23 protein-coding genes and 1 tRNA gene are annotated in these 24,912 nt (G+C 54.9%); 6 read left to right on the forward strand and 18 right to left on the reverse strand.

Annotation, left to right across the window (positions count from 1 at the left end):
- Positions 1–18 precede the first annotated feature (18 nt).
- The 4 genes from ACR0NW_RS00455 to ACR0NW_RS00470 are packed head-to-tail and all read right to left on the reverse strand — an operon-like array spanning position 19 to position 4,263.
- On the reverse strand, positions 19–1,227 hold the full coding sequence (locus tag ACR0NW_RS00455; RefSeq protein ID WP_480449493.1) for a beta-ketoacyl-[acyl-carrier-protein] synthase family protein: 1,209 nt from the start codon (positions 1,225–1,227) through the stop codon (positions 19–21).
- Positions 1,228–1,236: 9 nt separating this feature from the next.
- Complete coding sequence (locus ACR0NW_RS00460; RefSeq protein ID WP_170655601.1) at positions 1,237–1,494, reverse strand: acyl carrier protein; 258 nt, start codon at positions 1,492–1,494, stop codon at positions 1,237–1,239.
- 47 nt (positions 1,495–1,541) lie between these two features.
- The gene (gene lpxD, locus ACR0NW_RS00465) at positions 1,542–2,618 is read right to left on the reverse strand and encodes a UDP-3-O-(3-hydroxymyristoyl)glucosamine N-acyltransferase (RefSeq protein ID WP_480449492.1); all 1,077 of its coding nucleotides are present in this window, start codon (positions 2,616–2,618) and stop codon (positions 1,542–1,544) included.
- A 34-nt stretch (positions 2,619–2,652) separates the two neighbouring features.
- The gene (locus ACR0NW_RS00470) at positions 2,653–4,263 is read right to left on the reverse strand and encodes a L,D-transpeptidase family protein (RefSeq protein WP_480449491.1); all 1,611 of its coding nucleotides are present in this window, start codon (positions 4,261–4,263) and stop codon (positions 2,653–2,655) included.
- 358 nt (positions 4,264–4,621) lie between these two features.
- Between ACR0NW_RS00470 and mepK the strand changes: the two genes are divergently transcribed.
- Positions 4,622–5,191 carry a peptidoglycan L,D-endopeptidase MepK gene (gene mepK / locus ACR0NW_RS00475; protein WP_170655607.1) on the forward strand — a complete coding sequence of 190 codons (570 nt, stop codon included), beginning with the start codon at positions 4,622–4,624 and terminating at the stop codon, positions 5,189–5,191.
- Positions 5,192–5,455: 264 nt separating this feature from the next.
- Here mepK and ACR0NW_RS00480 read toward each other — a convergent pair.
- The 10 genes from ACR0NW_RS00480 to iscR form a co-directional block, all read right to left on the reverse strand.
- Positions 5,456–5,532: transfer RNA gene (locus tag ACR0NW_RS00480), tRNA-Arg, on the reverse strand.
- Between the two features lie 88 nt (positions 5,533–5,620).
- Positions 5,621–6,841, reverse strand: coding sequence for a cysteine desulfurase (locus tag ACR0NW_RS00485; protein ID WP_480449490.1), 1,221 nt, complete (start codon positions 6,839–6,841; stop codon positions 5,621–5,623).
- Entirely contained in the window at positions 6,834–7,427 is a 594-nt protein-coding gene (locus ACR0NW_RS00490; RefSeq protein ID WP_480449489.1) for a Yip1 family protein, read from the reverse strand. The genes ACR0NW_RS00485 and ACR0NW_RS00490 overlap by 8 nt, the downstream gene beginning before the upstream one ends.
- On the reverse strand, positions 7,424–7,909 hold the full coding sequence (locus ACR0NW_RS00495; protein ID WP_170655613.1) for a YIP1 family protein: 486 nt from the start codon (positions 7,907–7,909) through the stop codon (positions 7,424–7,426). The genes ACR0NW_RS00490 and ACR0NW_RS00495 overlap by 4 nt, the downstream gene beginning before the upstream one ends.
- Positions 7,909–9,189, reverse strand: coding sequence for a Fe-S cluster assembly protein SufD (gene sufD, locus ACR0NW_RS00500; RefSeq protein ID WP_480449487.1), 1,281 nt, complete (start codon positions 9,187–9,189; stop codon positions 7,909–7,911). Before sufD ends, ACR0NW_RS00495 begins: the two co-directional genes overlap by 1 nt.
- Complete coding sequence (gene sufC, locus ACR0NW_RS00505) at positions 9,189–9,944, reverse strand: Fe-S cluster assembly ATPase SufC (protein WP_480449485.1); 756 nt, start codon at positions 9,942–9,944, stop codon at positions 9,189–9,191. The genes sufD and sufC overlap by 1 nt, the downstream gene beginning before the upstream one ends.
- A gap of 156 nt (positions 9,945–10,100) precedes the next feature.
- Entirely contained in the window at positions 10,101–10,307 is a 207-nt protein-coding gene (locus ACR0NW_RS00510) for a hypothetical protein (RefSeq protein WP_170655619.1), read from the reverse strand.
- Positions 10,307–11,827, reverse strand: a complete 1,521-nt coding sequence (sufB, locus tag ACR0NW_RS00515; RefSeq protein ID WP_480449484.1) for a Fe-S cluster assembly protein SufB — start codon at positions 11,825–11,827, stop codon at positions 10,307–10,309. Before sufB ends, ACR0NW_RS00510 begins: the two co-directional genes overlap by 1 nt.
- 18 nt (positions 11,828–11,845) lie before the next feature.
- On the reverse strand, positions 11,846–12,925 hold the full coding sequence (locus ACR0NW_RS00520; RefSeq protein ID WP_480449483.1) for a cysteine desulfurase family protein: 1,080 nt from the start codon (positions 12,923–12,925) through the stop codon (positions 11,846–11,848).
- Positions 12,926–12,986: 61 nt separating this feature from the next.
- Positions 12,987–13,445: a Fe-S cluster assembly transcriptional regulator IscR gene (gene iscR, locus ACR0NW_RS00525; RefSeq protein WP_170655625.1), complete on the reverse strand. Its 459-nt coding sequence runs from the start codon at positions 13,443–13,445 to the stop codon at positions 12,987–12,989.
- 178 nt (positions 13,446–13,623) lie between these two features.
- Between iscR and ACR0NW_RS00530 the strand changes: the two genes are divergently transcribed.
- The 4 genes from ACR0NW_RS00530 (at position 13,624) to typA (ending at position 17,178) form a co-directional block, all read left to right on the forward strand.
- Positions 13,624–14,277, forward strand: coding sequence for an alpha/beta hydrolase (locus ACR0NW_RS00530; protein ID WP_170655627.1), 654 nt, complete (start codon positions 13,624–13,626; stop codon positions 14,275–14,277).
- A complete protein-coding gene (locus tag ACR0NW_RS00535; RefSeq protein WP_170655629.1) occupies positions 14,277–14,522 on the forward strand; it encodes a hypothetical protein in 246 nt (81 codons plus the stop codon). The genes ACR0NW_RS00530 and ACR0NW_RS00535 overlap by 1 nt, the downstream gene beginning before the upstream one ends.
- Before the next feature lie 426 nt (positions 14,523–14,948).
- Positions 14,949–15,284, forward strand: a complete 336-nt coding sequence (locus tag ACR0NW_RS00540) for an SMR family transporter (RefSeq protein WP_170655631.1) — start codon at positions 14,949–14,951, stop codon at positions 15,282–15,284.
- 76 nt (positions 15,285–15,360) lie between these two features.
- Positions 15,361–17,178, forward strand: coding sequence for a translational GTPase TypA (gene typA / locus ACR0NW_RS00545; RefSeq protein ID WP_170655633.1), 1,818 nt, complete (start codon positions 15,361–15,363; stop codon positions 17,176–17,178).
- A 348-nt stretch (positions 17,179–17,526) separates the two neighbouring features.
- On the opposite strand, the gene ACR0NW_RS00550 is transcribed toward typA, so the two are convergent.
- The 3 genes from ACR0NW_RS00550 to recA form a co-directional block, all read right to left on the reverse strand.
- Positions 17,527–17,814: a DUF1330 domain-containing protein gene (locus tag ACR0NW_RS00550; RefSeq protein ID WP_170655635.1), complete on the reverse strand. Its 288-nt coding sequence runs from the start codon at positions 17,812–17,814 to the stop codon at positions 17,527–17,529.
- Position 17,815: 1 nt separating this feature from the next.
- On the reverse strand, positions 17,816–20,485 hold the full coding sequence (gene alaS, locus ACR0NW_RS00555; protein WP_480449482.1) for an alanine--tRNA ligase: 2,670 nt from the start codon (positions 20,483–20,485) through the stop codon (positions 17,816–17,818).
- A 177-nt stretch (positions 20,486–20,662) separates the two neighbouring features.
- Entirely contained in the window at positions 20,663–21,730 is a 1,068-nt protein-coding gene (gene recA / locus ACR0NW_RS00560) for a recombinase RecA (protein ID WP_480449481.1), read from the reverse strand.
- A gap of 353 nt (positions 21,731–22,083) precedes the next feature.
- On the opposite strand from recA, the gene ACR0NW_RS00565 reads away from it, so the two are divergent.
- The gene (locus ACR0NW_RS00565; RefSeq protein ID WP_480449480.1) at positions 22,084–22,515 is read left to right on the forward strand and encodes a gamma-glutamyl kinase; all 432 of its coding nucleotides are present in this window, start codon (positions 22,084–22,086) and stop codon (positions 22,513–22,515) included.
- A gap of 55 nt (positions 22,516–22,570) precedes the next feature.
- Here the strand turns inward: ACR0NW_RS00565 and ACR0NW_RS00570 are convergent, their stop codons facing one another.
- A complete protein-coding gene (locus ACR0NW_RS00570) occupies positions 22,571–24,862 on the reverse strand; it encodes an ATP-binding protein (RefSeq protein ID WP_480449478.1) in 2,292 nt (763 codons plus the stop codon).
- Between the last annotated feature and the right edge of the window lie 50 nt (positions 24,863–24,912).

Raw genomic sequence — 24,912 nt, forward strand, 5'->3', positions numbered from 1 at the left:
TGGCGGCTTTTTTGTCAGTTAAATTCGTTTCAGCGCCAGGACAGCGTTTAGCCCGCCAAATGCAAAGGCGTTGCTAAGAGCCACGTCAACCTTGGCTTCACGCGCCTCGTTCGGCACCACATCCAAGGCACATTCCGGATCGGGCTCTTCGTACCCAATTGTTGGAGCGACAATTCCGTCCCGCAGCGCCATGATGCAGGCCAACAATTCCACTGCGCCGGTTCCACCGATCAAATGCCCATGCATCGACTTTGTTGACGAAATCATCAACTCATCCGCATGTGGCCCAAACACGTCCGCAACCGCTGCGCACTCAGTTTTATCATTGGCGGCCGTACCGGTGCCATGTGCGTTGATGTAGCCGACTTCGCTTGCATTTATCCCGGCATCTGCCAACGCACCGGACATGGCCCGGGCCGCTCCCTGCTTGCTGGGCATGACGATGTCTGCCGCATCAGATGACATGGCATAGCCGACAACTTCGCACAGGATGTCTGCCCCACGTGCACGGGCGTTTTCGTAATCTTCAAACACGAAGACGCCTGCACCTTCACCCTGAACCATGCCGTTCCGGTTCGCACTGAAAGGACGGCACGCGTCTTTGGACATGACACGCAGGCCCTCCCACGCTTTCACGCCGCCAAAGCACAACATGGATTCCGAGCCGCCGGTAATCATCGCAGGCGCCGCCCCGCTGCGCACCATCTGAAACGCAAGAGCCATCGCGTGGTTGGACGAGGCGCAAGCGGTCGAGACGGTAAAGCTGGGGCCTTTGATATTGTGCTCCATCGAAACGTGACTGGCGGCAGCGTTGTTCATCAGCTTCGGCACAACAAATGGATGCACCCGATTTTTGCCGTCTTCGTAAACCGAGCGGTAATTATCATCCCAGGTAGAGACGCCGCCGCCTGCCGTCCCAAGAACGACACCAGAGCGCGCAGCGAGTTCGCCATGAAATTCGATGCCGGATTGTTCGATCGCTTCCTTGGTCGCGGTCAGCGTGAACTGGGTAAACCTGTCATAAAGGGTCATCTGTTGCCGGTTGAAACGGCCTTCAGCCTCGAACCCGCGTACCTGTCCGCCGATCTTGATGGCCAGACGCTCGACATCACGAAAATCCAGTTCACCGATGCCACAACGTCCTTCGCGCATCGCTTCGAGTGTATCGGGGACAGAGTGGCCCAGAGAGTTGATTGTGCCAGCTCCGGTAATGACGACGCGTTTCATGATCGCTCGTCAGACCTTTTCAGCCACTAGTTTTTCGATACCCGCGATGATTGCCGCCACGTTGGTGATGTCAAAATCGCTGGCCGTCGGTTCGTTTGCGTTGAACGGAATGGAAATGTCGAACTCTTCCTCGATCGCAAAGATGCTTTCGACCAACCCCAGGCTGTCAATTCCAAGATCCTGCAGGGTGCTTTCGGGCGTGACGTCCGATGGCTCCAGCACGGCCTGCTCTGCAATGATTGCGATGACACGGTCGCTGATGCTCATTTCAATCCCCTGATTGTCGCTTCACGGTTGATTTAATCGCTTGGGGACTATTTGAAAACAGCCTTTTTCAGCGCCTCTATGTCACGGGCCAAGCGCGGCAGACGACGCTGCGCCTTATAAATATCCGTATGGCTTTCCATTTTGATGCCCGGATATCCCATTATGACACGGCCTGCTGGCACGTTGGACAGAATCTTGGTGCCGCCGCCGGAAATCACGCCATCGCCGATAAAGATGTTGTCGACCACACCAGTCTGACCGCCGAGAACCACGTTGTTGCCGATCTCAACGGAGCCGGACACTCCGGTTTGGCCGCACAGCAGACAGTCCTTGCCGACACGCGTATTGTGACCAACGTGAACAAGGTTATCCAGCTTTGAGCCATCACCAATTCGGGTGTTTCGAATTGTGCCGTTATCAACGGTGCAGTTGGAGCCTACTTCGACGTCATCTCCGATCTCGACAGCGCCAAGAGAGTGAATCCGAAGCCAGCTTTGGGCTTTCGCCTCGCCCTGATCACCCATTGTTTTGCGGACGTTCTCAACACCCGAAACCTCAGGAGTGACAAAGCTGAAACCGTCCCCACCGATCCGGGCGCCCGGCTGAGCGATGAAGCGGTCACCAATAACAGCACGCGCGCCGACACTGACCATTTCACGCAGTAACGCATCTCTGCCCAGTTGAGCATCCATGCCTATCACACAATGCGCCCCAATGACCGAGCCATCACCGATTCTTGCTCGCGCGCCGATCACCGTCAAAGGCCCGATGGAAACATCTGCACCAATCTCGGCCGTAGGGTCTACAACTGCCGATGGGTGAACACCGGGCTCAATCCCCTGCCCCCGGTCCAACATCGCCGTAACACCGGCCATCGCCATACGTGGCCGCTGGACGAAAATTGCAGCTTCCAACCCAAGTTCTTCCCAAGGTGCGCCTTCCCACAACAGGGCGGCGCGGGCTGCGCCCTGCCCCAGAGCCTCGGCATATTTCGGCGACATCGCCATTGCCAAATCTGTTGGCCCCGCATCGGCCGGTTCAGCCGCGCGCAAAATGGTCAGGTCAGTATTGCCCTGCGTGTCCGCACCAAGCGTTTCGGCAATCTGTTGGACTGTGAACTTCATGTCGGGGTTCCCTGTCAAAGGATTTGCCCCGTGCTTAACCCTGAACCGCCGGTAGGGCCACCCCCGCATTGTTCAACGCATTCCAGATCTTCTTGTCCCGGTCATACACGTCACGGCGGTACTGAACCTCACCCTTTGGACCAATATAGGCTGTTCGGTAGATCAGATGCACAGGTACAGGTTTTTCCAGTTTCACCTTGGTTTCATTTCCGGTGTTCAACACACGATGGAAGAACTTTTTCGGACTTTCTTCCTGTAAGGCCAGCAACGCATAGGCGAATTCGAACGGTTGAGCCAACCGAATACACCCGTGCGAAAACGCCCTGACTTCACGTGCGAACAAACTTTTTTGCGGCGTGTCGTGCAAGTAAATGTTGTACTTGTTCGGGAACATGAACTTCACCAGCCCCAGCGCATTGCTTTTGCCCGGAGGCTGGCGCATCGAGAACGGGAAGTTGCGGGCAGAGAACTGATTGAAATCAACTGCCCCCCGGTTGATGGCGCGCCCACTCCGATCCGTGATCTGAATATGGCCTACCGCATTGGGATTGCTGCGAAGTTTCGGCAAGTATTCCTTGGTTATGATCGAACGTGGGACATACCAACTGGGGTTGATCACCATGTGTTCCATCTGATCCGAGAATTCCGGGCTGCGGCGATCACTGGTGTTTTTCCCGATCACTGCGCGCGTTTCAAAAGTAACCTGACCATCGTCAACGATCTTTGCTGAAAAATCGGTCTGGTTCACAAGGATATGACGCCCGCCCCGTTCACGGGGCAGCCAACGCTCGCGCTCAAGGGCGACGATAACGGATTTCAGACGATCAGATACCGGGCGGTTAAGTTCAGCAATAGTACCATTGCCAGCTACGCCGTCCGTTTCCAGGCCGTGCGCGGCCTGAAACTCCTGAACTGCCTTGAAAACGTTGCTATCGTATCGCGGACTGGCGGTCGGTTTCAGATAGCCCATCGCGACCAGCCGGTTACGCAGCTTGATGACTGCTGCGCCCGCATCGCCCTGCTCCAGTTTGGCAACCGGAACGTTTTCCCCCCAGCCACCTGCCTGAATCAGGTGTTGCAGCGCAATCTTCTCTTTCATCAGAGAGCGGTATTGTCGGGATTGTGGAGGCAAAGACCGGAAATATGTCGCCGCATCCATAGTCACCAGATCGTTCAAATGCTGAGCTGCAGAACGGCGCGTCACCTCGCGCACAAGGCCGTCATCGATACTGGAAGGCAACAAAACCCCAGATTGGACGTCCCGGGCATATTTTACGAACACACGGCTCAATTCAGCTTCGACCAGTCCAAGGTCACGATTGCTCCGCGCCGTCTGCATTTTGTTCAGCAGACCTTGGACATCATATCGTGCAAGAGGCAAACCGTGATTGTCGGCGTGTGACAGAGATTCGATCAGAATCTGACGACGTTTCTGATGGTCCAAGCCGGTGCCCGTCCAGACCGGTTGATAGTTGTTTGTGCGATAGAAATCAGCCAACCCGGAATCCGATGCGGTAGTTTCAGCCACCGCGATCTGGAATGCCGAGATACTGACACCATCCGATACCCCCTGCGCATGGGCACCGGAGCCCGCCAAAAAGGCCGCGATAGCGATTGCTGCGATGGGCCGAATGACAACTTTCATATTTTAGACCTTACTATTCAATAACTTGCACCGATTTCCTTCAGCCAGCCAAGTTTGGGTGTTTTCAGGTGCAAATGTCCATTCACAAATACTCTATCCTGATGCATCTTCCATTGCCTGATGCGTGTTTGCATCGGAGCGCTAGGCTGCTTAGCCCAATTGCAGCGAAATTTCGGCACACATTTTCAGTTGCGCAAAAAACTGCCGAAAATTCCCCCTTGAAAACATACATGCGAAAGACTTCTTGGCTCGTGATTCCGACTGTGCCATAAATCCCGCATCTGGGGATGGAAGTAAAAAAGTAAGAAGGCGCGCGTAACATCGAGCGCAGGCAGGAACAGTACGGGACTAAACGCTAATGATAAAGAGCAGTACTTCGGGCATAACCCGACGTGCCCTTCTTGGGGCATTTGCAGCTACGGCCGTAACAGCGGCGCCTACCTATTCCCAGGCAGCAGGGTTTTTGCGCGGCGGCGGTGACGTTCGCCGCATTCGTATGTATTCCGGTCGCACAGGCGAGCGGATTGACATGATATATTGGGTGGACGGCAAATATATCAAGGACGCAGTCAAGGAAATCAATCACTTCATGCGTGATTGGCGCACGGACCAGTCCAAATCAATGGATTTGCGCACCATCGACATTATGGCGGCCTCACATAATCTGCTGGACGTAAACGAACCCTATATGTTGTTGTCCGGCTATCGCAGCCCTAAAACTAACGCCATGCTCCGCTCTCGCTCTCGTGGCGTTGCGCGCAATTCGCTTCATATGCAGGGTCAGGCGGCGGATTTGCGGTTGGCATCCCGCTCAGTCTCGCAGATGGCGAAGGCCGCCATTTCCTGCCGTGCCGGCGGAGTTGGGCGGTACCACCGCTCAAACTTTGTCCATATGGACTGCGGAGATGTTCGGACCTGGGGTGGCTAAGCCACCCTTTTTTGCGAACAACAATCGAATCTCCGGTTGCTCTAATGCGCCCAAAACAGTCTCGAGCCTGCATTGGTGAGCCGATGTGGGATTTTTCTGTTTGCCATTTCGAGCGCGCAACTGCCGGGCGCGATAGAGATCTGTAAAACTTGCGAAAATCCTTGAGACCTGAAGCCGCTTCAGCATTCCAAACTGATCGCCATGTTCGGCTTGGAGAAGCCGCATATGACCAATCTGGACGACGAACTTTGCTGTAATATGAAGTGGCGCACCTGAGAGGATTCGAACCTCTGGCCTCTGCCTTCGGAGGGCAGCGCTCTATCCAGCTGAGCTACAGGTGCCTGTGCCGTTAGCTAACCTTGATCCGATCCGGGTGCAACAGCAAATCGAAGTCCCAAAGGCGGCATTTAAAGCCGCCAGCCATACGTTTCACGCAAAGAGATCGTGAGCCAACTCAAGGGCCTCGATCAGTGTATCGACCTCTTCCTTTGTGTTGTAGAGGCCAAAGCTCGCCCGGCAGGTTGCGGTCACACCGAGATGGTCCATCAGCGGCCCGGCGCAGTGATGCCCGGCCCGAACCGCAACTCCCTTTTTGTCGAGGATGGTTGAGACATCATGTGCGTGCCCCGCCCCGTCCAGCGTAAAACTGAAGATAGCCGCCTTATCTGGGCGCGTTCCCTGAACCTGCAACCAATTAAGACCGTTCAGCCGTTGAAGCGCATAGTCGCGCAGACCACCTTCGTGTGCGGCGATGTTATCCATCCCCAAGTCCATCATATAGTCCAATGCCACCCCAAGCCCGATCGTTTGCACGATACCCGGGGTTCCCGCTTCGAACTTCATTGGCGGATCGTTATAGATCACCTGATCTTTGGAAACCTCCTTGATCATGTCACCACCGCCGATGAAGGGGCGCATCTCGGACATGCGTTCCGATTTGATGTAAATCGCCCCGGAACCGGAAGGACCATATAGCTTGTGGCCGGTAATTGCATAGAAATCACAGCCGATGTCCTGCACGTTGACAGGCATGTGGACTGCGCCCTGACTGCCGTCAACAAGCACCGGAACGCCTTTTGCGTGTGCACCCTGAGTGATGGCCTTTACATCAACGACCGTTCCAAGAACGTTCGAACATTGGGTAACCGCCACAAGTCTTGTTTTCGGACCAATCGCGTCGATGACGGCCTGAGGATCAAGACCGCCATCCGCATCCACATCAACCCATTTCAGGACAACGCCCTGTCTTTCCCGCAGGAAATGCCAGGGAACGATATTGGCGTGATGCTCCATCACGCTCAGAACGATCTCGTCACCAGCCTCAAGTCTGGGCATCGCCCAACCATAAGCGACGAGATTGATCCCTTCGGTGGTGCCGGAATTCAAAACGATTTCATCTTCGCTGCCAGCCCCAAGAAACCGGGCAATGGTACCGCGCACGGCCTCGTACTTTTCCGTGGCCAGATTCGACAGATAGTGCAAACCCCTGTGTACGTTCGAGTATTCCTCGGCATAGGCCCGCGTCACGGCGTCGATCACCGCCTGTGGTTTCTGCGCGGACGCGCCATTATCAAGGTAGGTCAATGGTTTACCATTCACCTGACGCGACAGAATTGGAAAATCAGAGCGGATTTTCTGGATATCATACATGGGCGGAAAATCCCAACATTGGGGCCCCGACAAGGGACAGCACGAGGATGAGAAGAGCGGCGATCGCCAAGACCGAAAGGAAAAGAACACCAACCGCCCTGGGCAAAGAACCCAATCGGTGTGCCTGATCAAGGAAATGGACGGTAATGTAAAGACCAACCACAAAAGCAGCAAAGGCAAGCAGCGCAGACAAAACCGGTATGGTTATCAGAAAGATAAGCCCGGCTGCCTGTACGGCAACCCTGAGAAACTGAAGCCAGACCATCAGAACCATGATGTCATTGAATGACCCGGTCCCGCCCATTCTTCGACCAACATGATAAAATGCAAGAATACTCAGAAACAGCCCGCCTCCGACGATCGCGACATAAAGCACAAGCGAATTGGCAATGCCCTGAAACTCGCTGTCTATGACCGGGAAAACTACGTTGGACGCGGTTTGCAGCAGTGTGTTGAGAACTATGGCCAGCGCGAACGCAACCCAAAGCACCTCTCGTCCCAGATTCATCGCCATCAACTGGCGCGCGGCCTCAGCCGGATCGGTAAGCGTCAGGATGGCCAGATTTTTCAAGTTGGTTGAATTCATCTGGCGCGACCTTCTGCCTGAATAAGCCCGGAAATCCAGAACCAGACAAATACCACCAACCACAGGCCACCAACTAGATTCTGAGCGGCACCAGGGCCGATGAACCCAGCCACCAGGCCGAACAACATAAGCAACGGGCTTGATGCAAGGAACGACCAGAACAAGGCCATGCGCGCACCAAACCAATCGCCGCTGCCGCCAAAAAGCCGGGCCACCAAATGACTAATACCCGCGAGGATATAGAGCAGCAGCGGCGCACTCAACACCCAGGCGAAAAGCGCGCCTGCAAGCAGAGAGTTCAACTCCTGCCCGGTCAGATGTGCCTCTCTGGCCAGACGCGGCGTTTGGCCAACGAACACCAGAACGCACGCGGCCATAACGATGGCCAACGCGCGATCTTCGCGTTGACCCATATCCAAAAGGCGCCGCATGACGCGGCCCGGCCCCCTGTAAGTGGCCACGATATCGGTGGTAACCGGCATCAGCTACGCCGTGCCAGCCAACCTTCGAGACGCCCGACGATATCAGCTATCAGGTCTTCATTCTCGATCTCGTCTACCGCCTCTGCCAAAAAGGCCAGTGTCAGCATATTGGTGGCGTCCTTGTATGGCACACCGCGCGAGCGCAGGTAAAACAAGGCCGTTTCATCAATTGCACCAGATGTTGACCCGTGGGAACAGGCAACGTCATCTGCATAGATCTCGAGTTCGGGCTTGGCCAGAAACTGACTGTCATCGTCCAACAAAAGGGATTGGCTGATCTGATACCCGTCTGTTTTCTGGGCACCTTCCTTGACCAGAATCTTACCCTGAAACACGCCGGTCGCGCCGTTACGCAGCACTTTCTTGAAAACCTGACGGCTTTCGCAATTTACCGCATCATGGGTGACGAACACAGTATCGTCGTGGTGAAAGTCACCATCACCGACACAGGCGCCCGCGACATGTGCCACAGCATCGTCGCCGGTCAGTTCAACCACCTGCTCATTTCGGGTCAGCACACCGTTCACTGTCAGCGTGAAGGACTTATAGACGGACTCCTTGCCCAATCTTGTAAACATGTGCGTCGCGGCGCGGCGCTGGTGATCTCTGCCCTGTGCGCGAACGTGGTGCAATGTACCGCCATCCGCGACATCGATTTCCATGCACTTGTTGAAACGCGAAGCCGCCGGGCCGTTTTCCAGAATGGTAACCTCGGCACCGCTTTCAACGCGAATTACGTGATGCAGGATGGCGTCCGAAGATTCCGACGCGTGCCGATAAAAAAGGCTAATCGGCTTGGACGGCTTACCGGTGACGTGGATTGCTACACCATCGGTTGCAAACGCCGTGTTCAGTGCGGCCAGTGGGCGCTGTACCGGGTGCTGTCCACGTGCTTCAAGAACACCATATAACTCTTTGGCCCAATGGATATCTTTGCAGCAAATATCCTCCAGGCGATCGATCTTGATGCCCTCCAGGGCAAGATCGTCTGACTCCTCGGCGCTGAATACACCATCGACAAACACGATCTTAAGGCGATCGATTGCATCGAACATTACCGGTTCATCTGAATGAAACACCGCTGCGCTAGGTGCTTCCGGCGAAATCAGCGTGTCCGGCCGAGTGTACTTCCAGTATTCATCGCGGCGGCCGGGCAATCCCATTTCGCGAACCCGGGCCAATGCGGCCTGACGCGCGTCCTTTGTACAGCCTGCATCCGGCAGTTGCAGCGTCGACAGGCGCGCCTCGGTTGCTGATTGTTTTACTTCGGGCAAAGCCATCAGTTTACCTCGGCAAGAATGTCGGCATAACCGTTGTTTTCAACTTCAAGCGCCAGATCGGGTCCGCCCGTTTTCACGATGCGCCCGTCTGCCATGATGTGCACCACGTCCGGCTTGATGTGGTCCAGCAAGCGCTGATAGTGCGTGATGACCAGAAAGCCCCGGCCTTCGTCCCGCAGGGCATTCACGCCTTCGGCAACGAGTTTCATCGCGTCCACATCCAGACCGGAATCCGTTTCATCCAGAATGCACATGCTGGGCTCCAGCATCGCCATCTGCAGGATTTCGTTGCGCTTCTTTTCACCGCCAGAGAACCCGACGTTGACAGGGCGCTTCAACATGTCAGCGTCGATTTTCAAAGTTTTGGCCTTCGCACGCACAACTTTCAGGAAATCCGTTGCTGACAGTTCTTCTTGTCCGCGCGCTTTCCGCTGGGCATTCACAGCAGTGCGCAGAAAAGTCATGTTGCCGACACCGGGAATTTCCACCGGGTACTGGAAGGCTAGGAAAAGACCAGCGGCTGCGCGTTCTTCCGGCTCCATTTCCAGCAGATCCTGGCCTTCCAGCTCAGCTGATCCCGCAGTCACTTCGTAACCGTCGCGGCCGGACAACACGTAGCTCAGCGTCGACTTTCCCGACCCGTTCGGCCCCATGATCGCATGAACTTTGCCAGCCTCGACCGTCAGATCAACACCCTTGAGGATTTCTTTTTCTTCTTCTTCAAGTTTGACGTGCAGGTTTTTGATTTCCAGCATTTTTTCGTCCTTCGTATTTCGCTCGGAGTGCAAAGCTCCGCCATGTTCATATCTCAGGCTGACCGTAGGTAACTGGCCCAAACCATCAGCATGCTCTTGCCCAAAGAATTGTGGCCCGGATTGACGTTCATCACCCAAAGCCACAGGGCATTTCATTCATTCCCTCAGAAGCTTTCGGATTATCAGAGAACAACCCCAGCCGAGGATTGCGCCGCCGCCCACGGCCCACACGGGATTCAGGAATTCCTTGGGGTTGATGTTTACGTACACCACGCCCAACAGGCCGCCCAAAACCGGCAACGCATATCCGAGGGCGGTCAAAACGTCATCCCGTCGAACCCGGTTCCGGGAATTGCGTGTCATCAGCCAACCGATCCTTCAAGCGAGATGGCAACCAGTTGCTGCGCCTCCATGGCAAACTCCATGGGCAGAGCCTGCAATACATCCTTGCAGAACCCGTTCACCACCAGTGCAACGGCTTCTTCCTCGTCCATGCCGCGTTGGCGGCAATAGAAAAGCTGATCTTCATCCACCTTAGAGGTCGTCGCCTCATGCTCACAGCGTGACGAGTTATTGCGAACTTCAATATACGGAACAGTATGAGCGCCACACTTGTCGCCAATCAGCAACGAGTCACATTGGGTATAGTTGCGCGAGTTTTTTGCCTTTGGGTGCATTGCGACCAAACCGCGATAGGTATTCTGTGCCTTACCAGCACTGATACCCTTGGAAACGATGCGCGATTTGGTGTTTTTACCCAAATGCACCATCTTGGTTCCGGTATCGGCCTGTTGGTAATTGTTGGTGATCGCGATCGAATAGAATTCGCCCTGGCTGTCGTCACCGCGCAAGATGCAGGAAGGGTACTTCCATGTGACTGCTGACCCCGTTTCAACCTGTGTCCACATCACTTTGGACCGATCGCCACGGCAATCCGCGCGTTTGGTGACGAAGTTATAAATTCCGCCCCTGCCGCTTTCATCACCCGGGTACCAGTTCTGAACGGTCGAATATTTGACCTCGGCATCTTCCTCGATAATGATCTCGACCACCGCAGCATGTAGTTGAGCCGTATCGCGCTGCGGTGCGGTGCAGCCTTCGAGGTACGACACATACGAGCCTTTGTCGGCAATGATCAAAGTGCGCTCGAACTGACCAGTGTTTTCTGCGTTGATGCGGAAATACGTGCTCAGCTCCATCGGACAGCGCACGCCCGGCGGCACATACACAAAGGATCCGTCCGAGAACACGGCGCTATTCAGCGTGGCGTAGAAGTTGTCGGAAACCGGCACGACCGAACCGAGATATTTCTTCACCAGCTCCGGATGCTCACGGATGGCCTCGGAAATCGAACAGAAGATCACGCCGGCCTTTTTCAGTTCGGCCTGGAAAGTCGTTCCGACCGAGACCGAGTCGAACACCGCGTCTACGGCAACCTTGCGGCCCTCGGCAGGAGCGTCTTCAGCGCCTTCGACACCAGCCAGAATCATTTGCTCTTTCAAGGGGATGCCAAGCTTTTCGTATGTAGCAAGCAGCTTTGGATCAACCTCATCCAGCGATTTCGGCTTTTCCTCCATCGATTTAGGACGGGCATAATAATACTGGTCCTGAAAATCGATCTTGGGGTAGCTGACCATAGCCCAGTTCGGCTCTTCGATCTGGGACCAGCGGTCGAACGCCGCCAGACGCCATTCGGTCATCCATTCGGGCTCGTCATTCTTTTCCGAGATCAGCCGCACGATGTCCGGATTTACGCCCTTGGGCGCATATTCCATCTCAATGTCGGTTTCCCAGCCATACTTGTAGGTTCCGACCTCGCGCACCGCATCAACGGTTTCCTGATCGACACCTTCTTTGACCTGTGTCTGGTCCAAAGCCGCCATGGCCTTCTCCTCGTAATCTCACGCCGTCCGGGCGCGGTATTTTTCCCGCTGCTTCAGCCAGGCATCGGCGAAGCGCATGATTTCATCTTCCGTCGTTTCCGGCCCAAGCGAGACACGGATGGCACTCGCCGCTTCGGATTCGTCAAACCCCATCGCCGCCAGGACCCTGCTGGATTTCACCTTGCCGCTGGAACAGGCAGATCCGGCTGAAATGGCGAAGCCCGCCAAATCCATTGCCATCACCTGGGTTTCACCCTTCCAACCAGGCGTGATCATGCATGACGTATTTGGAAGCCGACGTTCTTTGTTCCCGACAAAAATAGTTTCTTTTGCGGATTCCACAAGACATGATTCTAGAATGTTTCTAAGTTTTTCGACCCTATTCCACGAACCATCCGACAGTTCACGCACAGCCGCCTCAATCGCCGCCCCAAACCCGGCAATTCCAACGATGTTTTCCGTTCCCGAGCGGCGCCCCATTTCCTGACCGCCCCCAGTCGCCAGCGGCTCGATATCCAACCCCTGCCGGAGGATCAATGCCCCCACGCCCTTGGGGCCGCCAATTTTGTGAGCAGACAGGATTGCCATATCGGCACCGCTCCACGCGAACGAGAACGGAATTCGACCAATGGCCTGAGTTATGTCCAGCAACAGCCAATCAGCCAATCTTTGACCGTATGGCCACTGACCATCCACCCTTTCAGGCGGCAAACTCACAATTCCTGTTTCTGAGTTCGCCAGTCCCATTGCCAGAGTGTGACCCGGACCGACCGGGCGCTCAGCTACGTTCGAAAGATCGAGATGCGACCAAAGCGCGTCATGTGCCGTACTGTCTACAAGTACATCACTGGTATCGGGCCTGTTCATCAGTACGCGGGCCGCCTCGGTCGCGCCGGATGTAAAGATGACCTCTTGGGGTTTGCACCCGACAGCCTCGGCCACTTGTGCCCGCGCTTTCTCGACCAATGACTTGGCGGCCCGCCCTTCCGCATGAACTGAAGAAGGGTTTCCGACAACGTCCATCGCCGCGACCATTGCGTCCCGAGCCTCGGGCCGCAAAGGGGCGGTGGCGTTGTAGTCAAGATAAACGCGTTTCATGGATGCATCTTTTCTTGCGGGTCTGATTTCGTTGCATTGACCAAAGTCACGTTAGCGGAATTTAATCATCCACTACGGAAAACAAACTGGGTACGGCAGGACATGGCGCCAGGTCATTTTTGATTACATCCGACAGTCGCGTCTGGTGCAGAAATACATAGACATGGGCGCTAAGGCTCTCCCAAAGACGGTTAGTCAGTGACTGCGCGCGACTGCCCGAGGAAGCACCTGACGCGCCAGCACCCTTGTGCATTGCGTCAACAGTTTCATCGACAGCGGCCAGAATTTCGACCACGCGGATTTCGGACGCGGGGCGCGCAAGGCGATATCCACCGCCAGGACCCCGAACAGACGTAACCAATTCAGCCCGCCGCAGCTTGACGAAAAGCTGTTCAAGGTAAGGAAGGGAAACATCCTGCCTTTCGGAAATTTCCCCAAGTGTAACCAACGCGTCGTTGGGCTGAAGTGCAATATCGGCCAAAGCCACCATCGCGTAACGACCTTTGGTCGAAAGCTTCATTTTCGATTCCCCCAAACCTGACTGCGCGAAAACATTGACGACGTCGCCACCAGTGCGTATCTCCGACTGACAGCGCTCTTGCGCAATGCATACATAATTAGAACCGTTCTAAGGTGCCTGACGGATAGCGTCAAGAATATCCCGGTACCCAGCGAAATAAGACAGGACAAAAGCACACATGCCCGAGGTGATTTTTCCCGGACCCGAAGGCCGCCTGGAAGGCCGTTACCACCCGCAAAAGGAAAAAGACGCACCGATCGCCATCGTGCTGCATCCTCATCCGCAATTTGGCGGAACAATGAACAACAAGGTCGTCTATAACCTGCACTACGCCTTTTACAACATGGGCTTCACGGTCTTGCGGTTTAATTTCCGCGGTGTTGGACGCAGCCAGGGCGAGTACGATCAGGGTGTTGGCGAACTGAGCGATGCAGCGTCGGCGCTGGATTATCTGCAGTCGATGAACAATAACTCCAAACACTGTTGGGTTGCCGGATTTTCGTTCGGTGCCTGGATCGGAATGCAGTTGTTGATGCGTCGCCCGGAAATCACCGGCTTTATCAGCGTGTCCCCTCCGGCGAATATGTACGATTTTTCATTCCTCGCCCCCTGCCCTTCGTCCGGTTTGGTCATCAACGGTTCGGCTGATCGGGTTGCTCCGCCGGCCGATACGACCTCTTTGGTCAGCAAATTGCATGAGCAAAAGGGAATCACGATCACTCACACCGAAGTCGAGGGCGCCGATCACTTCTTTCAGGAGCCACACATGGACACTTTGGTCACCGACGTTACCGACTACGTAAAACGTCGACTGACGGAGAACACGCGCTGATGTCTGACACCATCAACACCTTGGCCGGGAAACTGGCCGAGGACACGATGAAGGTCATGGACGAGACAGGGAATGATCGGCTTTTCGTAGAGATCGGGGATGTTCTTGCGGCGGCCTCTCAATCTCTGGAAGAAGCGTTCCTGACGGAAATACGTGTGCGGCTGGCCGAACGCACAGCCCGTCAATTTCTGATCAAAAAACTATCCGATCATCGCGCCAAGACAAAATCCATCGAAAAGCAATAAACCTGTTTGCCTCGGCGCCGGTTCTGTAAGTTGCAAAGAAAAAGGGGTCCGAAGACCCCTTTTTCATTATCGGTTGGCGCTCAAACCAAATTAACTTCAAACCGCTCAACACCTTGTGCTGCATCTATGTCGACGGACCCCCCGTCTGCAAGCCACCCAAGCGCCACGATAAGTACCGAAGCTACAATAATAGTTATCGCAAAACGCGTCATGAAAGAGAACTCACTAAAAATAACATCAAGTACATGCGTACATTATCACGCCTTCGGGTTATTATCATAGTCGGGTTTCCCTGACCTTCGGCCAGCCAAAGAGCCTGCCCGGTGTAGCGTCGAACGCACCTGATCAAGTAGGTTTTGACTTGCCCGCAGACGAGAATTCGTGCTCAAGGTTTCCGCGAATTCTCCCACGTTAGGACTTGCACCTGTGCCAAAGGCTTATCTGATCCTCCTATTTGCAGTTGTCGCCGAAACAATCGGTACGAGCGCCCTCCAGGCAAGTCAGCAGTTCACCCGGTTCTGGCCATCGGTTCTGGTCGTGGTTGGATACGGCTTAGCGTTTTACCTGATGGCACTCACGCTCAAGGTCATGCCTGTTGGCATCGTCTATGCGATCTGGTCGGGTCTGGGAATCTTTCTGATCGCAATCATCGGATTTGTCGTTTTTGGCCAGCGGCTGGACTGGCCCGCAATTTTTGGCCTTAGTTTGATTTTGATCGGTATATTGGTCATTCACCTTTTTTCCGAGACTGCTGCCCACTGATCTCGCGTTAGGGCTGGTATCTTTTGTCGCGCCGCGTTATGCGCGCGTCAACTTCCCGTTCAAAGGCTGACCTCTCATGGACCTGCGCAACATCGCAATCATTGCTCACGTGGACCACGGCAAAACGACCCTGGTGGATGAGCTGCTCAAACAATCCGGTGCGTTCCGGGAAAACCAGGCCGTGGCCGAGCGTGCCATGGACAGCAACGATCTGGAGCGCGAACGCGGCATCACCATTCTGGCCAAGGCCACGTCGGTCGAATGGAAAGGCACGCGGATCAATATCGTCGACACACCCGGCCACGCTGATTTCGGCGGTGAGGTTGAGCGCATTCTGAACATGGTCGACGGTGTGGTTCTTCTGGTCGATGCTGCCGAAGGCCCGATGCCGCAGACCAAGTTCGTCACATCCAAGGCGCTTGCTTTGGGTCTGCGCCCGATTGTGGTTCTGAACAAAGTGGACAAACCGGATGCCGAACCGGATCGCGCGCTGGACGAGTGCTTTGATCTGTTTGCCAATCTGGGTGCCGATGACGATCAGCTTGATTTCCCGGCAATGTATGCGTCAGGTCGATCCGGCTGGGCTGACATGGAGCTGGACGGTCCTCGTCAGGATTTGACCGCTTTGTTTGATCTGATCGTCGATCACGTCCCTGCCCCAAAACAGATTGAACGCAAGGATGAACCCTTCCGGATGCTCGCAACCACCCTGGGCAGTGATCCTTTCATCGGTCGCATTCTGACTGGCCGAGTGGAAAGCGGCACCCTGAAGGCTGGTGCCAATCTCAAGGCCCTGTCACGCGATGGCACAGTCATCGAGAATTTCCGGGCCACCAAGATTCTGGCGTTCCGCGGTCTCAGCCAACAACCAATCGACGTGGCCGAAGCCGGTGACATCGTCACCATCGCCGGTATGAGTAAGGCAACAGTCGCCGATTCTCTCGTTGATCCGCAGGTTGATGAAGCTCTTCACGCTCAACCGATTGACCCGCCGACCATCACCGTGACATTCGGTATCAACGATTCACCTCTGGCGGGCCGTGACGGCAAAAAGGTTCAGTCCCGTGTGATCCGCGACCGTCTGATGAAAGAAGCCGAGTCGAATGTCGCCATCCGGATCACGGACACACCAAGCGGTGAAGCATTCGAAGTCGCCGGTCGCGGCGAGCTCCAGATGGGCGTCCTGATCGAGAATATGCGGCGCGAGGGTTTCGAGCTCAGCATTTCGCGTCCGCAGGTGCTGTTCCGCGAGGAAGATGGCCAACGCCTTGAACCGGTCGAAGAAGTGACCATCGACGTTGACGATGAATATTCGGGCGCGGTGATCGAAAAAATCACAGGTGCCCGCAAGGGGGAACTGGCCGAGATGCGCCCTGCTGGCGCGGGAAAAACCCGGATCATCGCGCATGTTCCGTCGCGCGGGTTGATCGGGTACCACGGTGAATTCCTGACCGATACGCGCGGTACGGGTGTTCTGAACCGTGTTTTCCATGATTGGGCCCCCCACAAAGGCGCCATCCCCGGACGTCGTGCAGGTGTGCTGATTTCGATGGAAAATGGTCAGGCTGTTGCATACGCCCTGTGGAACCTTGAAGAGCGTGGTCGCATGTTCCTTGGTCCGCAGGCAGACGTCTATCAGGGAATGATCATCGGCGAGCATTCCCGGGATAACGATCTTGAAGTAAACCCGCTGAAGGGCAAGAAACTGACTAACGTTCGCGCTTCGGGATCGGATGACGCGGTTCGGCTTACCCCGCATGTTCAGTTTTCGCTGGAAGAAGCGATCGCTTATGTGGACGACGATGAACTGGTTGAGGTGACACCGAACTCGATCCGGCTTCGCAAAAGATACCTTGATCCGCATGAGAGAAAGCGGATGTCAAAAGTATCCTAGACACTTATTCCGCATTAAGAACTGGGTGCAAACTGATAACAGGGAATGACTCTTTGTCAGTTTTGCATCCAGTATGGACTGATGTTCTCATTAGGGTCGTCTAAAAGACGACCCGCTGTCCAGTGACGCAGAGGCTCAATGTACGCTCCGTGTCGTCCAAGACAGTATGACATGCTGCATTCAGCGACGATCAGATTTCCAAGATATGGCTGCCCGGCATTCGCACAGATTTCCTGATCGCAACCTTTGCCGCCTGTGAGGGAGTTGGGTATTGCGACCGGGCAAGCTTGTTGACACCAAGGAATCCCCAGCGGCGCGGTTTACGCGCCGCATTCGGATTCCTTGTCGTCACTCGGTCGTTTCTACAACCATTAACTCGCGCTCAGAGGCATTGCGGGCGTGGCTCAACGCCTCTTGATATTCGGTGGAATTGTAGCATTCGACCGCCGCTTCTACCGATGGAAAACGTGCCACAACATTTCGTGGCCGCTCTTTTCCTTCCAACTGAACGAAACGTCCGCCGCGCGCGATGAATTCGCCGCCATGCTTGGCAATCGCCGGACCAGCCAGTTCGGCGTATTTTCCGTAAGCGTCGGCATCAGTGACCGTTACATGTGCGATCCAGAGTGCACCCATTTTATCCTCCCAAAACCTGCTCTGCCGCTTTGACCGCAGCATCGGCATTTGCAGCATCTTTGCCCCCACCTTGGGCCATGTCCGGGCGACCTCCACCGCCCTTCCCGCCCAGTTCGGCAACGGCGGCGCGTACCAGGTCCACCGCTGACACTTTTTCAGTCAGATCCTTGGTAACACCGGCCGCGACTGCAGCTTTGCCCCCGGTGTCCGCAATCAACAAAACCGCACCGGAACCAAGACGTTCCTTATGTTCATCGATCAATGCAGGCAGATCCTTGCCGGACACGCCGCTCAGGGATTGTGCCAGGAATGGAACGCCGTTCACCTCGCGCGCTTCCACCGCCGAAGATCCATTTCCTCCGCCCATGGCAAGGTCACGCCGCAATTGAGCCACCTCATTTTGAAGCGCACGACGCTCATCCATCAAAGACTTGATACGATCCACAACGTCGGTTGGCTGAGCCTTCAACATCCCGGTCACCTCAGCCATCCGCGAAGCTTCCTGCGAAAGGTGTTCGAATGCGGCAGCACCGGTCAAAGCCTCGATCCGTCTGACACCGGCCGAGGATGCGCTATCGCTCAGCAAAACGAAGGTACCGATATCTCCGGTCTGTTTCACATGAGTACCGCCGCAAAGTTCGATCGAGTACGTCATGCCGTCCTGGCCTTTGCCCGTTTCCGCATGACCCATCGAAACGACCCGCACCTCGTCCCCATATTTTTCACCAAACAGCGCCTGCGCCCCCATGGCGCGCGCGTCGTCCGGTGTCATGATCCGAGTTTCAACCGTGGAATTTTGCCTGATAAACTGGTTCACGTCCGAGGCGACGCGCGTCAGTTCCTCAGCGGTCAGCGCCTTAGCGTGGCTGAAATCGAAACGCAGACGGTCGGAGTCGTTCAATGATCCACGCTGAGCGACGTGATCTCCCAACGTTTCTCGAAGCGCTTCGTGCAGCAGATGAGTTGCTGAGTGGTTTGCGCGAATGGCAGTCCGACGTCCGTGGTCAACCCCAAGCTCTACAGCGTCGCCTTTTGCAATTGTCCCATGCGCAACCGTTACTCTGTGCGCATAGACCTTTCCGTCGGCGAACTTTCTGGTGTCCTCGATTTTGGCAACATCATCACGGTTATCCAACCGACGCATTTCACCAGTGTCACCGACCTGACCACCGGCCTCGCCATAAAACGGAGTCTGATTAACGATGACCCAACCCGTTCCGCCCTGTTCAATTACATCGACCATTGCGCCATCGACGACCAGTGCACCGACCTGACCTTCGGCCGTTTCGGTGTCGTAGCCAAGAAAATCGGTGGCGCCGACCGTGTCCAGTACGTCGAACCAAACCGCCAGATCAGCGGCCTCTCCTGAACCGGCCCAAGCGGCCCGCGCCTTGGCTTTCTGTTCTGCCATTGCGGCATCAAAGCCGTCGGTATCTACGCTGAGCCCTTTTTCACGCAATGCATCCTGCGTCAGGTCCAGAGGAAACCCATAAGTGTCATATAGTTTGAACGCGGCCTCACCTGGCAAAGGCTCACCTTCTGTAAGGTTCGTTACTTCATCGTCCAGCAACTTAAGACCGCGGTCCAGAGTTTGTTTGAACCGCGTTTCCTCAAGCAACAAGGTCTCTTCAATCAACGCCTGTGCCTGTCCAAGTTCTGCGTATTGCGCCCCCATGAGCTGAACCAAGGTCGGTACAAGCCGGTGCATGACCGGATCTTTTGCACCCAAAAGGTGCGCATGCCGCATGGCCCGGCGCATGATCCGCCGCAGAACGTATCCACGACCGTCATTCGAAGGCATGACACCGTCAGCGATCAAAAAGGATGTTGATCGCAGATGGTCGGCGATCACGCGGTGATGCACGTTCTGATCTCCGTAGGGATCGACATTCGTTGCGTCCGCAGATGCCTCAATCAATGTCTTGAACAGGTCCGTGTCGTAGTTGTCGTGACTGCCCTGCAACAACGCACCAATCCGCTCGAGCCCCATTCCCGTGTCGATGGATTGCATGTCGAGTTCGACCATCGAACCGTCTTCGAACTGCTCGTTTTGCATGAAAACGATGTTCCAGATTTCGATGAAACGATCGCCGTCTTCTTCCGCCGATCCCGGAGGGCCGCCCCAGATATGATCACCGTGGTCATAGAAAATTTCAGTGCAGGGTCCGCAGGGGCCCGTCGGCCCCATTTGCCAGAAATTGTCATTCGTAGCGATGCGGATAATCCGGTCTTCCGGAACACCGACCTTTTTCCAGATTTCGAACGCCTCGTCATCGGTGTGATAAACAGTTGTCAGCAACCGGTTTTTATCAATCCCGAATTCTTTGGTGATCAGTTCCCAGGCAAACGGGATCGCTTCGGGTTTGAAGTAATCGCCAAACGAGAAATTCCCCAGCATTTCAAAGAACGTATGGTGTCGGGCGGTGTAGCCCACATTGTCTAGGTCGTTGTGCTTGCCACCCGCACGCACGCATTTTTGGGATGTCGTTGCGCGGTTGTAGTCGCGGGTTTCGACCCCGGTAAACAGGTTCTTGAACTGCACCATGCCCGAGTTGACAAACATCAGGGTGGGATCGTTGCGCGGAACCAGCGGGCTCGACGCGACCACTTCGTGACCCTGTTTCGCAAAATAGTTCAGAAAGGTTGATCGGATGTCGTTCAGCGTGGGCATAAGGTTCTCTCAGCGCGCAATCAATTTGTTCCGCGAAGGTTTATCCCTGTCCCTGCAGATAGTCCACAGGATTGCAGCAGCAGAACGAAACAAGGCGGCCCGATGGACCGCCCTGTTCCGAGTATTCTCGACCCCATTAAGGGGCCGGTGAATTTCTTCTGTTGCCATAAGCATCCTTCAGGCTTCGAGGATATCATCCTCTTCCGCGCCCGGTGGCATGTCGAAATCCAACCCGTGTGCGGCACGTATCTTATCTTCGATATCCAGTGCGATACGGTTGTTGTCACGCAGGTACTGCTTGGCATTCTCGCGCCCCTGCCCGATCCTCTCGTCGCCATAGCTGAACCAGGAACCCGATTTCTCGACCACACCGGCCTTGACGCCCAGATCCAGCAGTTCTCCCATCTTCGAGATGCCTTCGCCATACATGATGTCGAATTCGACCTGCTTGAACGGCGGGGCCACCTTGTTCTTGACCACCTTTACACGGGTCTGGTTGCCCACAACCTCGTCCCGGTCCTTGATCGCACCGATACGACGAATATCCAAGCGAACCGAGCTGTAGAACTTCAGCGCATTGCCGCCGGTCGTTGTTTCCGGACTGCCGAACATCACGCCGATTTTCATACGAATCTGGTTGATGAAGATTACCATGCAATTCGACCGGCTGATCGAACCGGTCAGCTTCCGCATCGCCTGGCTCATCAGGCGGGCTTGCACACCGACATTGCTGTCGCCCATGTCGCCTTCCAACTCGGATTTAGGCGTCAGGGCCGCAACCGAGTCGACCACAACCATATTCACGGCACCGGAACGCACCAGCGTGTCCGTGATTTCAAGTGCCTGCTCTCCGGTGTCAGGCTGTGAAATCAAAAGCTCATCAAGATCAACGCCCAGCTTTCGGGCATATTGCGGATCAAGCGCATGTTCTGCGTCCACAAATGCGCAAACGCCCCCACGCTTTTGCTGTTCTGCGATGCAATGCAGGGTCAAGGTGGTTTTGCCCGAGCTTTCCGGACCATAGATTTCCACGATGCGCCCCATCGGCAAACCGCCGATCCCAAGTGCAATATCCAGTCCAAGCGAACCCGTCGAACTGGCCTCAATCTCGGCCAGAACGTTATCACCGCCCAGCTTCATGATTGAGCCCTTGCCAAACTGCCGCTCAATTTGGGCCAACGCGCTGTCGAGCGCCTTTTGCTTGTCTGCGTTTTTCTTGTCGCTCATCGTCAGAAGATCCGCCATTGTCCTGTTGCTTTCCTTTTGTCACACCCTCGTCCGGGCGGCAATCGCTGCTTTGTTCACCCCTTGTTCCTTATGGGATCAAAAAGAGAACATTTCAACTCAAACTTTCAGATTCAACTGTTTGCCAATTGTATTAAGGAGAAGTTTACGGCAATCTGGATTTATGGAATTCCCCTGAGAGATTTGCATAAATGCTTGTTTTTTATAAGGAACGACTAGCCCTTCTGTCGGTACCCAAGACGGGAAGTACTGCCTATCAAATGGCGCTGAGAAACCGGGCCGATATTGTAGTATCAGGACCTCCGGAGCTAAAACACGCACCCGTTCGCCGATACGACAGGTTTTTTCAGAACATGTTTCAAAAACTGTTCGACGCGGAAATGGAAATCATGGCGGTCGTCCGTGAACCCATAGATTGGCTGGGAAGCTGGTATCGATATCGTCGCCGCGCCTCCCTTTCGGGCAGCCCAACCTCGACAGAGCATCTAAGCTTTGAGGAATTTGTCTGCGCCTACATGAACTCCAATCGTCCGGCCTTTGCAGACGTGGGGAGCCAAAGCCGGTTCTTTCTGACCCGTAGCAACGGTGCAGGTGCTACACACGTTTTCAAGTACGAGCATCAGGACAAGATCCTTGCATTTTTGGAATCACGTTTGGACACAAAGATCTCCCTGAAGCGGGAAAACGTCTCTCCGAAAATGCCCCTGTCTTTGTCTTCGGAAACGGAAGGGCGTTTTCGTACAAAGTTTCAGGATGATTTCGAGTTACACCGGTCCGCCCAATAAAGGCATCAGGTCCAATTCAAAAAAACTTGGCATTACGATATTTCGCGCACCCGCCCTACTGCAGCTGTTGATAAACAGTTTCGGTTAACTGGTTGAGGGAAAACGGTTTAGGCAGAAATACCGAATTCAGAACATCCGGGCCAGTGTCGCCAAAAGCTCCTTCGGTATACCCTGACATAAATACCACTCGAACATTCGGGCGATCATCCATGGCTTTTCTTACCCAGCTTGGACCATCCATCCCGGGCATTACGACATCAGTTACGAAAACATCCACGGACAGGTCCTTGTCCTCCAGAAGGCGAAGGGCTTCTTCTCCCGAGTCAGCCTCAAGCACCGTGTACCCCCGCAGCCGGAGAGCACGTGATGCAAAGGCTCTTACCGGAGCTTCATCTTCGACCAGCAAAACAACTCCTTCTCCCTGCACCATTCCCAGGCTCGGTTGAGTGGATTGAGGGGCTTCGGGCAAATTCAGTTTCTCCACACAGGCAGGCAGGAAAAGCGTAAATACTGACCCCTTGCCCTCGATACTGTCGACAAAGATAAAGCCACCGGTCTGTTTGACGATCCCGTACGCTGTGGACAATCCCAGGCCGGTCCCCTCTCCTGTTCGCTTGGTGGTATAGAATGGCTCAAAAACCTTCTGCAGCTTCCCCGGCGGGATTCCGATACCTTCATCCGTCACTTTGACCGTGACGTACTCACCCACCGGCAACGTAGCACGGTCACGCTGCATCGGCTGTTCCAGTCGCACGACATCGGATTCAATGCGTATCTCACCGCCCTGAGGCATTGCATCACGCGCATTCACGACCAGATTCATCAATACCTGCTCCAGCTGCCGCTTGTCAGCGCGAACCGGCCTGAGGACCGGATCGTGGCTCAGTGTCAGGGTGATTTTCTCTCCGACCAGACGATTGAGTAAATGAACCAGATCAGAAATCGTATCTCGCAGATCCAGAACCTCGGGCTGAAGTGTCTGTTTCCGCGAAAACGCCAAAAGCTGACCAACAAGCGCCGCTGCACGGTTCGCGTTCTGGTTTATTTGAATCAAATCGGCATAGTTCGGATCATTCTGATCGTGACGCAGCAATAGAAGATCGCAATGGCCGGAAATCGCAGTCAGAAGATTGTTGAAATCATGCGCGACTCCGCCTGCCAGTTGCCCAACAGCCTGCATCTTCTGGCTTTGAACAAACTGTGCCTCGAGTGATTTGAGCTCGGTTGCGTCATTGAGAACCGCAATCAGGTTCACGTCCCCGTTCCGAATAGTCCGCGTTAGCGTCACTTGCAGGAACAGTTCTTTATCCTTGCGCGTCAGCCGAAGAAATTCGGAATGTGGCACGGTATTCTTCTCTGCCGTCTCTCTTAGCCAGCTTCGAAGCGGGCGTCCAAGACCCTGCATGATTTGTTGGATGTTGGCGTTGCTTGGAATAGTGCCACCAATCAACTGCCTGGCAAGCCGGTTCGCTTCGAGAATGTCACCATCCGGCGAAAGCCGCATGACCGGAATCGGGAGTTCTGCAAACGTGGCGCTGTCCTGATCATCCTTCAACTGTTTCAGCGGAAGCAATACCATCTCGCGGCACACTCCCGATACGCGAATATCCGAAGCCACGACAGGAACGGTCCCTTGCGGGGTACTGATGCGAGTGATTTCACCATGTCGGACCGGAAGTTCGGTAAACACTTGATCCAGTGGCCCAACGCCGCAGTCAATCAAATCCCGGGCAGCCGCGTTTACACCCAAAATGACATCGTCACGACCAACGGTCAGAATGGGCAGCAAACTACTTTCATTTCGATTTTCTGTACCTGTCGCCACACGCCAGAGGATTAGCCCCCTGCCAACCACATGCGCGGTCACCGGTACGGTTCCGGCTTTGGTCACAACATCTTCCTGCGCGCGGCCCTGCATGAGTGCGGTCGACTGTAGCCGAAACAAAATGGCTGAGGGGTTCGCAAAAACCGATTGGAGGCAATCATCCAACCTTTTCCCGTCAATAACACCACTGCATTGCCGGGCCTGTGCATTCGCGAATTGAACACAGCCTTGGGGGTTCGTAACAAAGGTCGGAGTAGTGTCTTGTTCGGAAAGAGATTTCAGTACGTCCAAAGTGTTGGCGCGAGCCATTTTCGAGATCTGCTTTTTGCAATACATCAACGTAGCGGTGAAAAAGGATGACAATCCCAAAACCACCAGCAATTGGTCAACGGATTCAGGCAATTCGCCAAACAACAAAACCGCCATTAAGGCTATGCCGAGAAGCAACAACAAGACACCGCGAAAGCTGCCGGATAGCAGGTATCGAAATTCGTGGTGCGAAAACGCGGTTGGAGCGGGCATGGGCGACTCGAATTGTTCTGGCGATCGATTGTTCGCCCGCCAACAGTTAA

The organism is Ruegeria sp. CF5 (assembly GCF_056537325.1).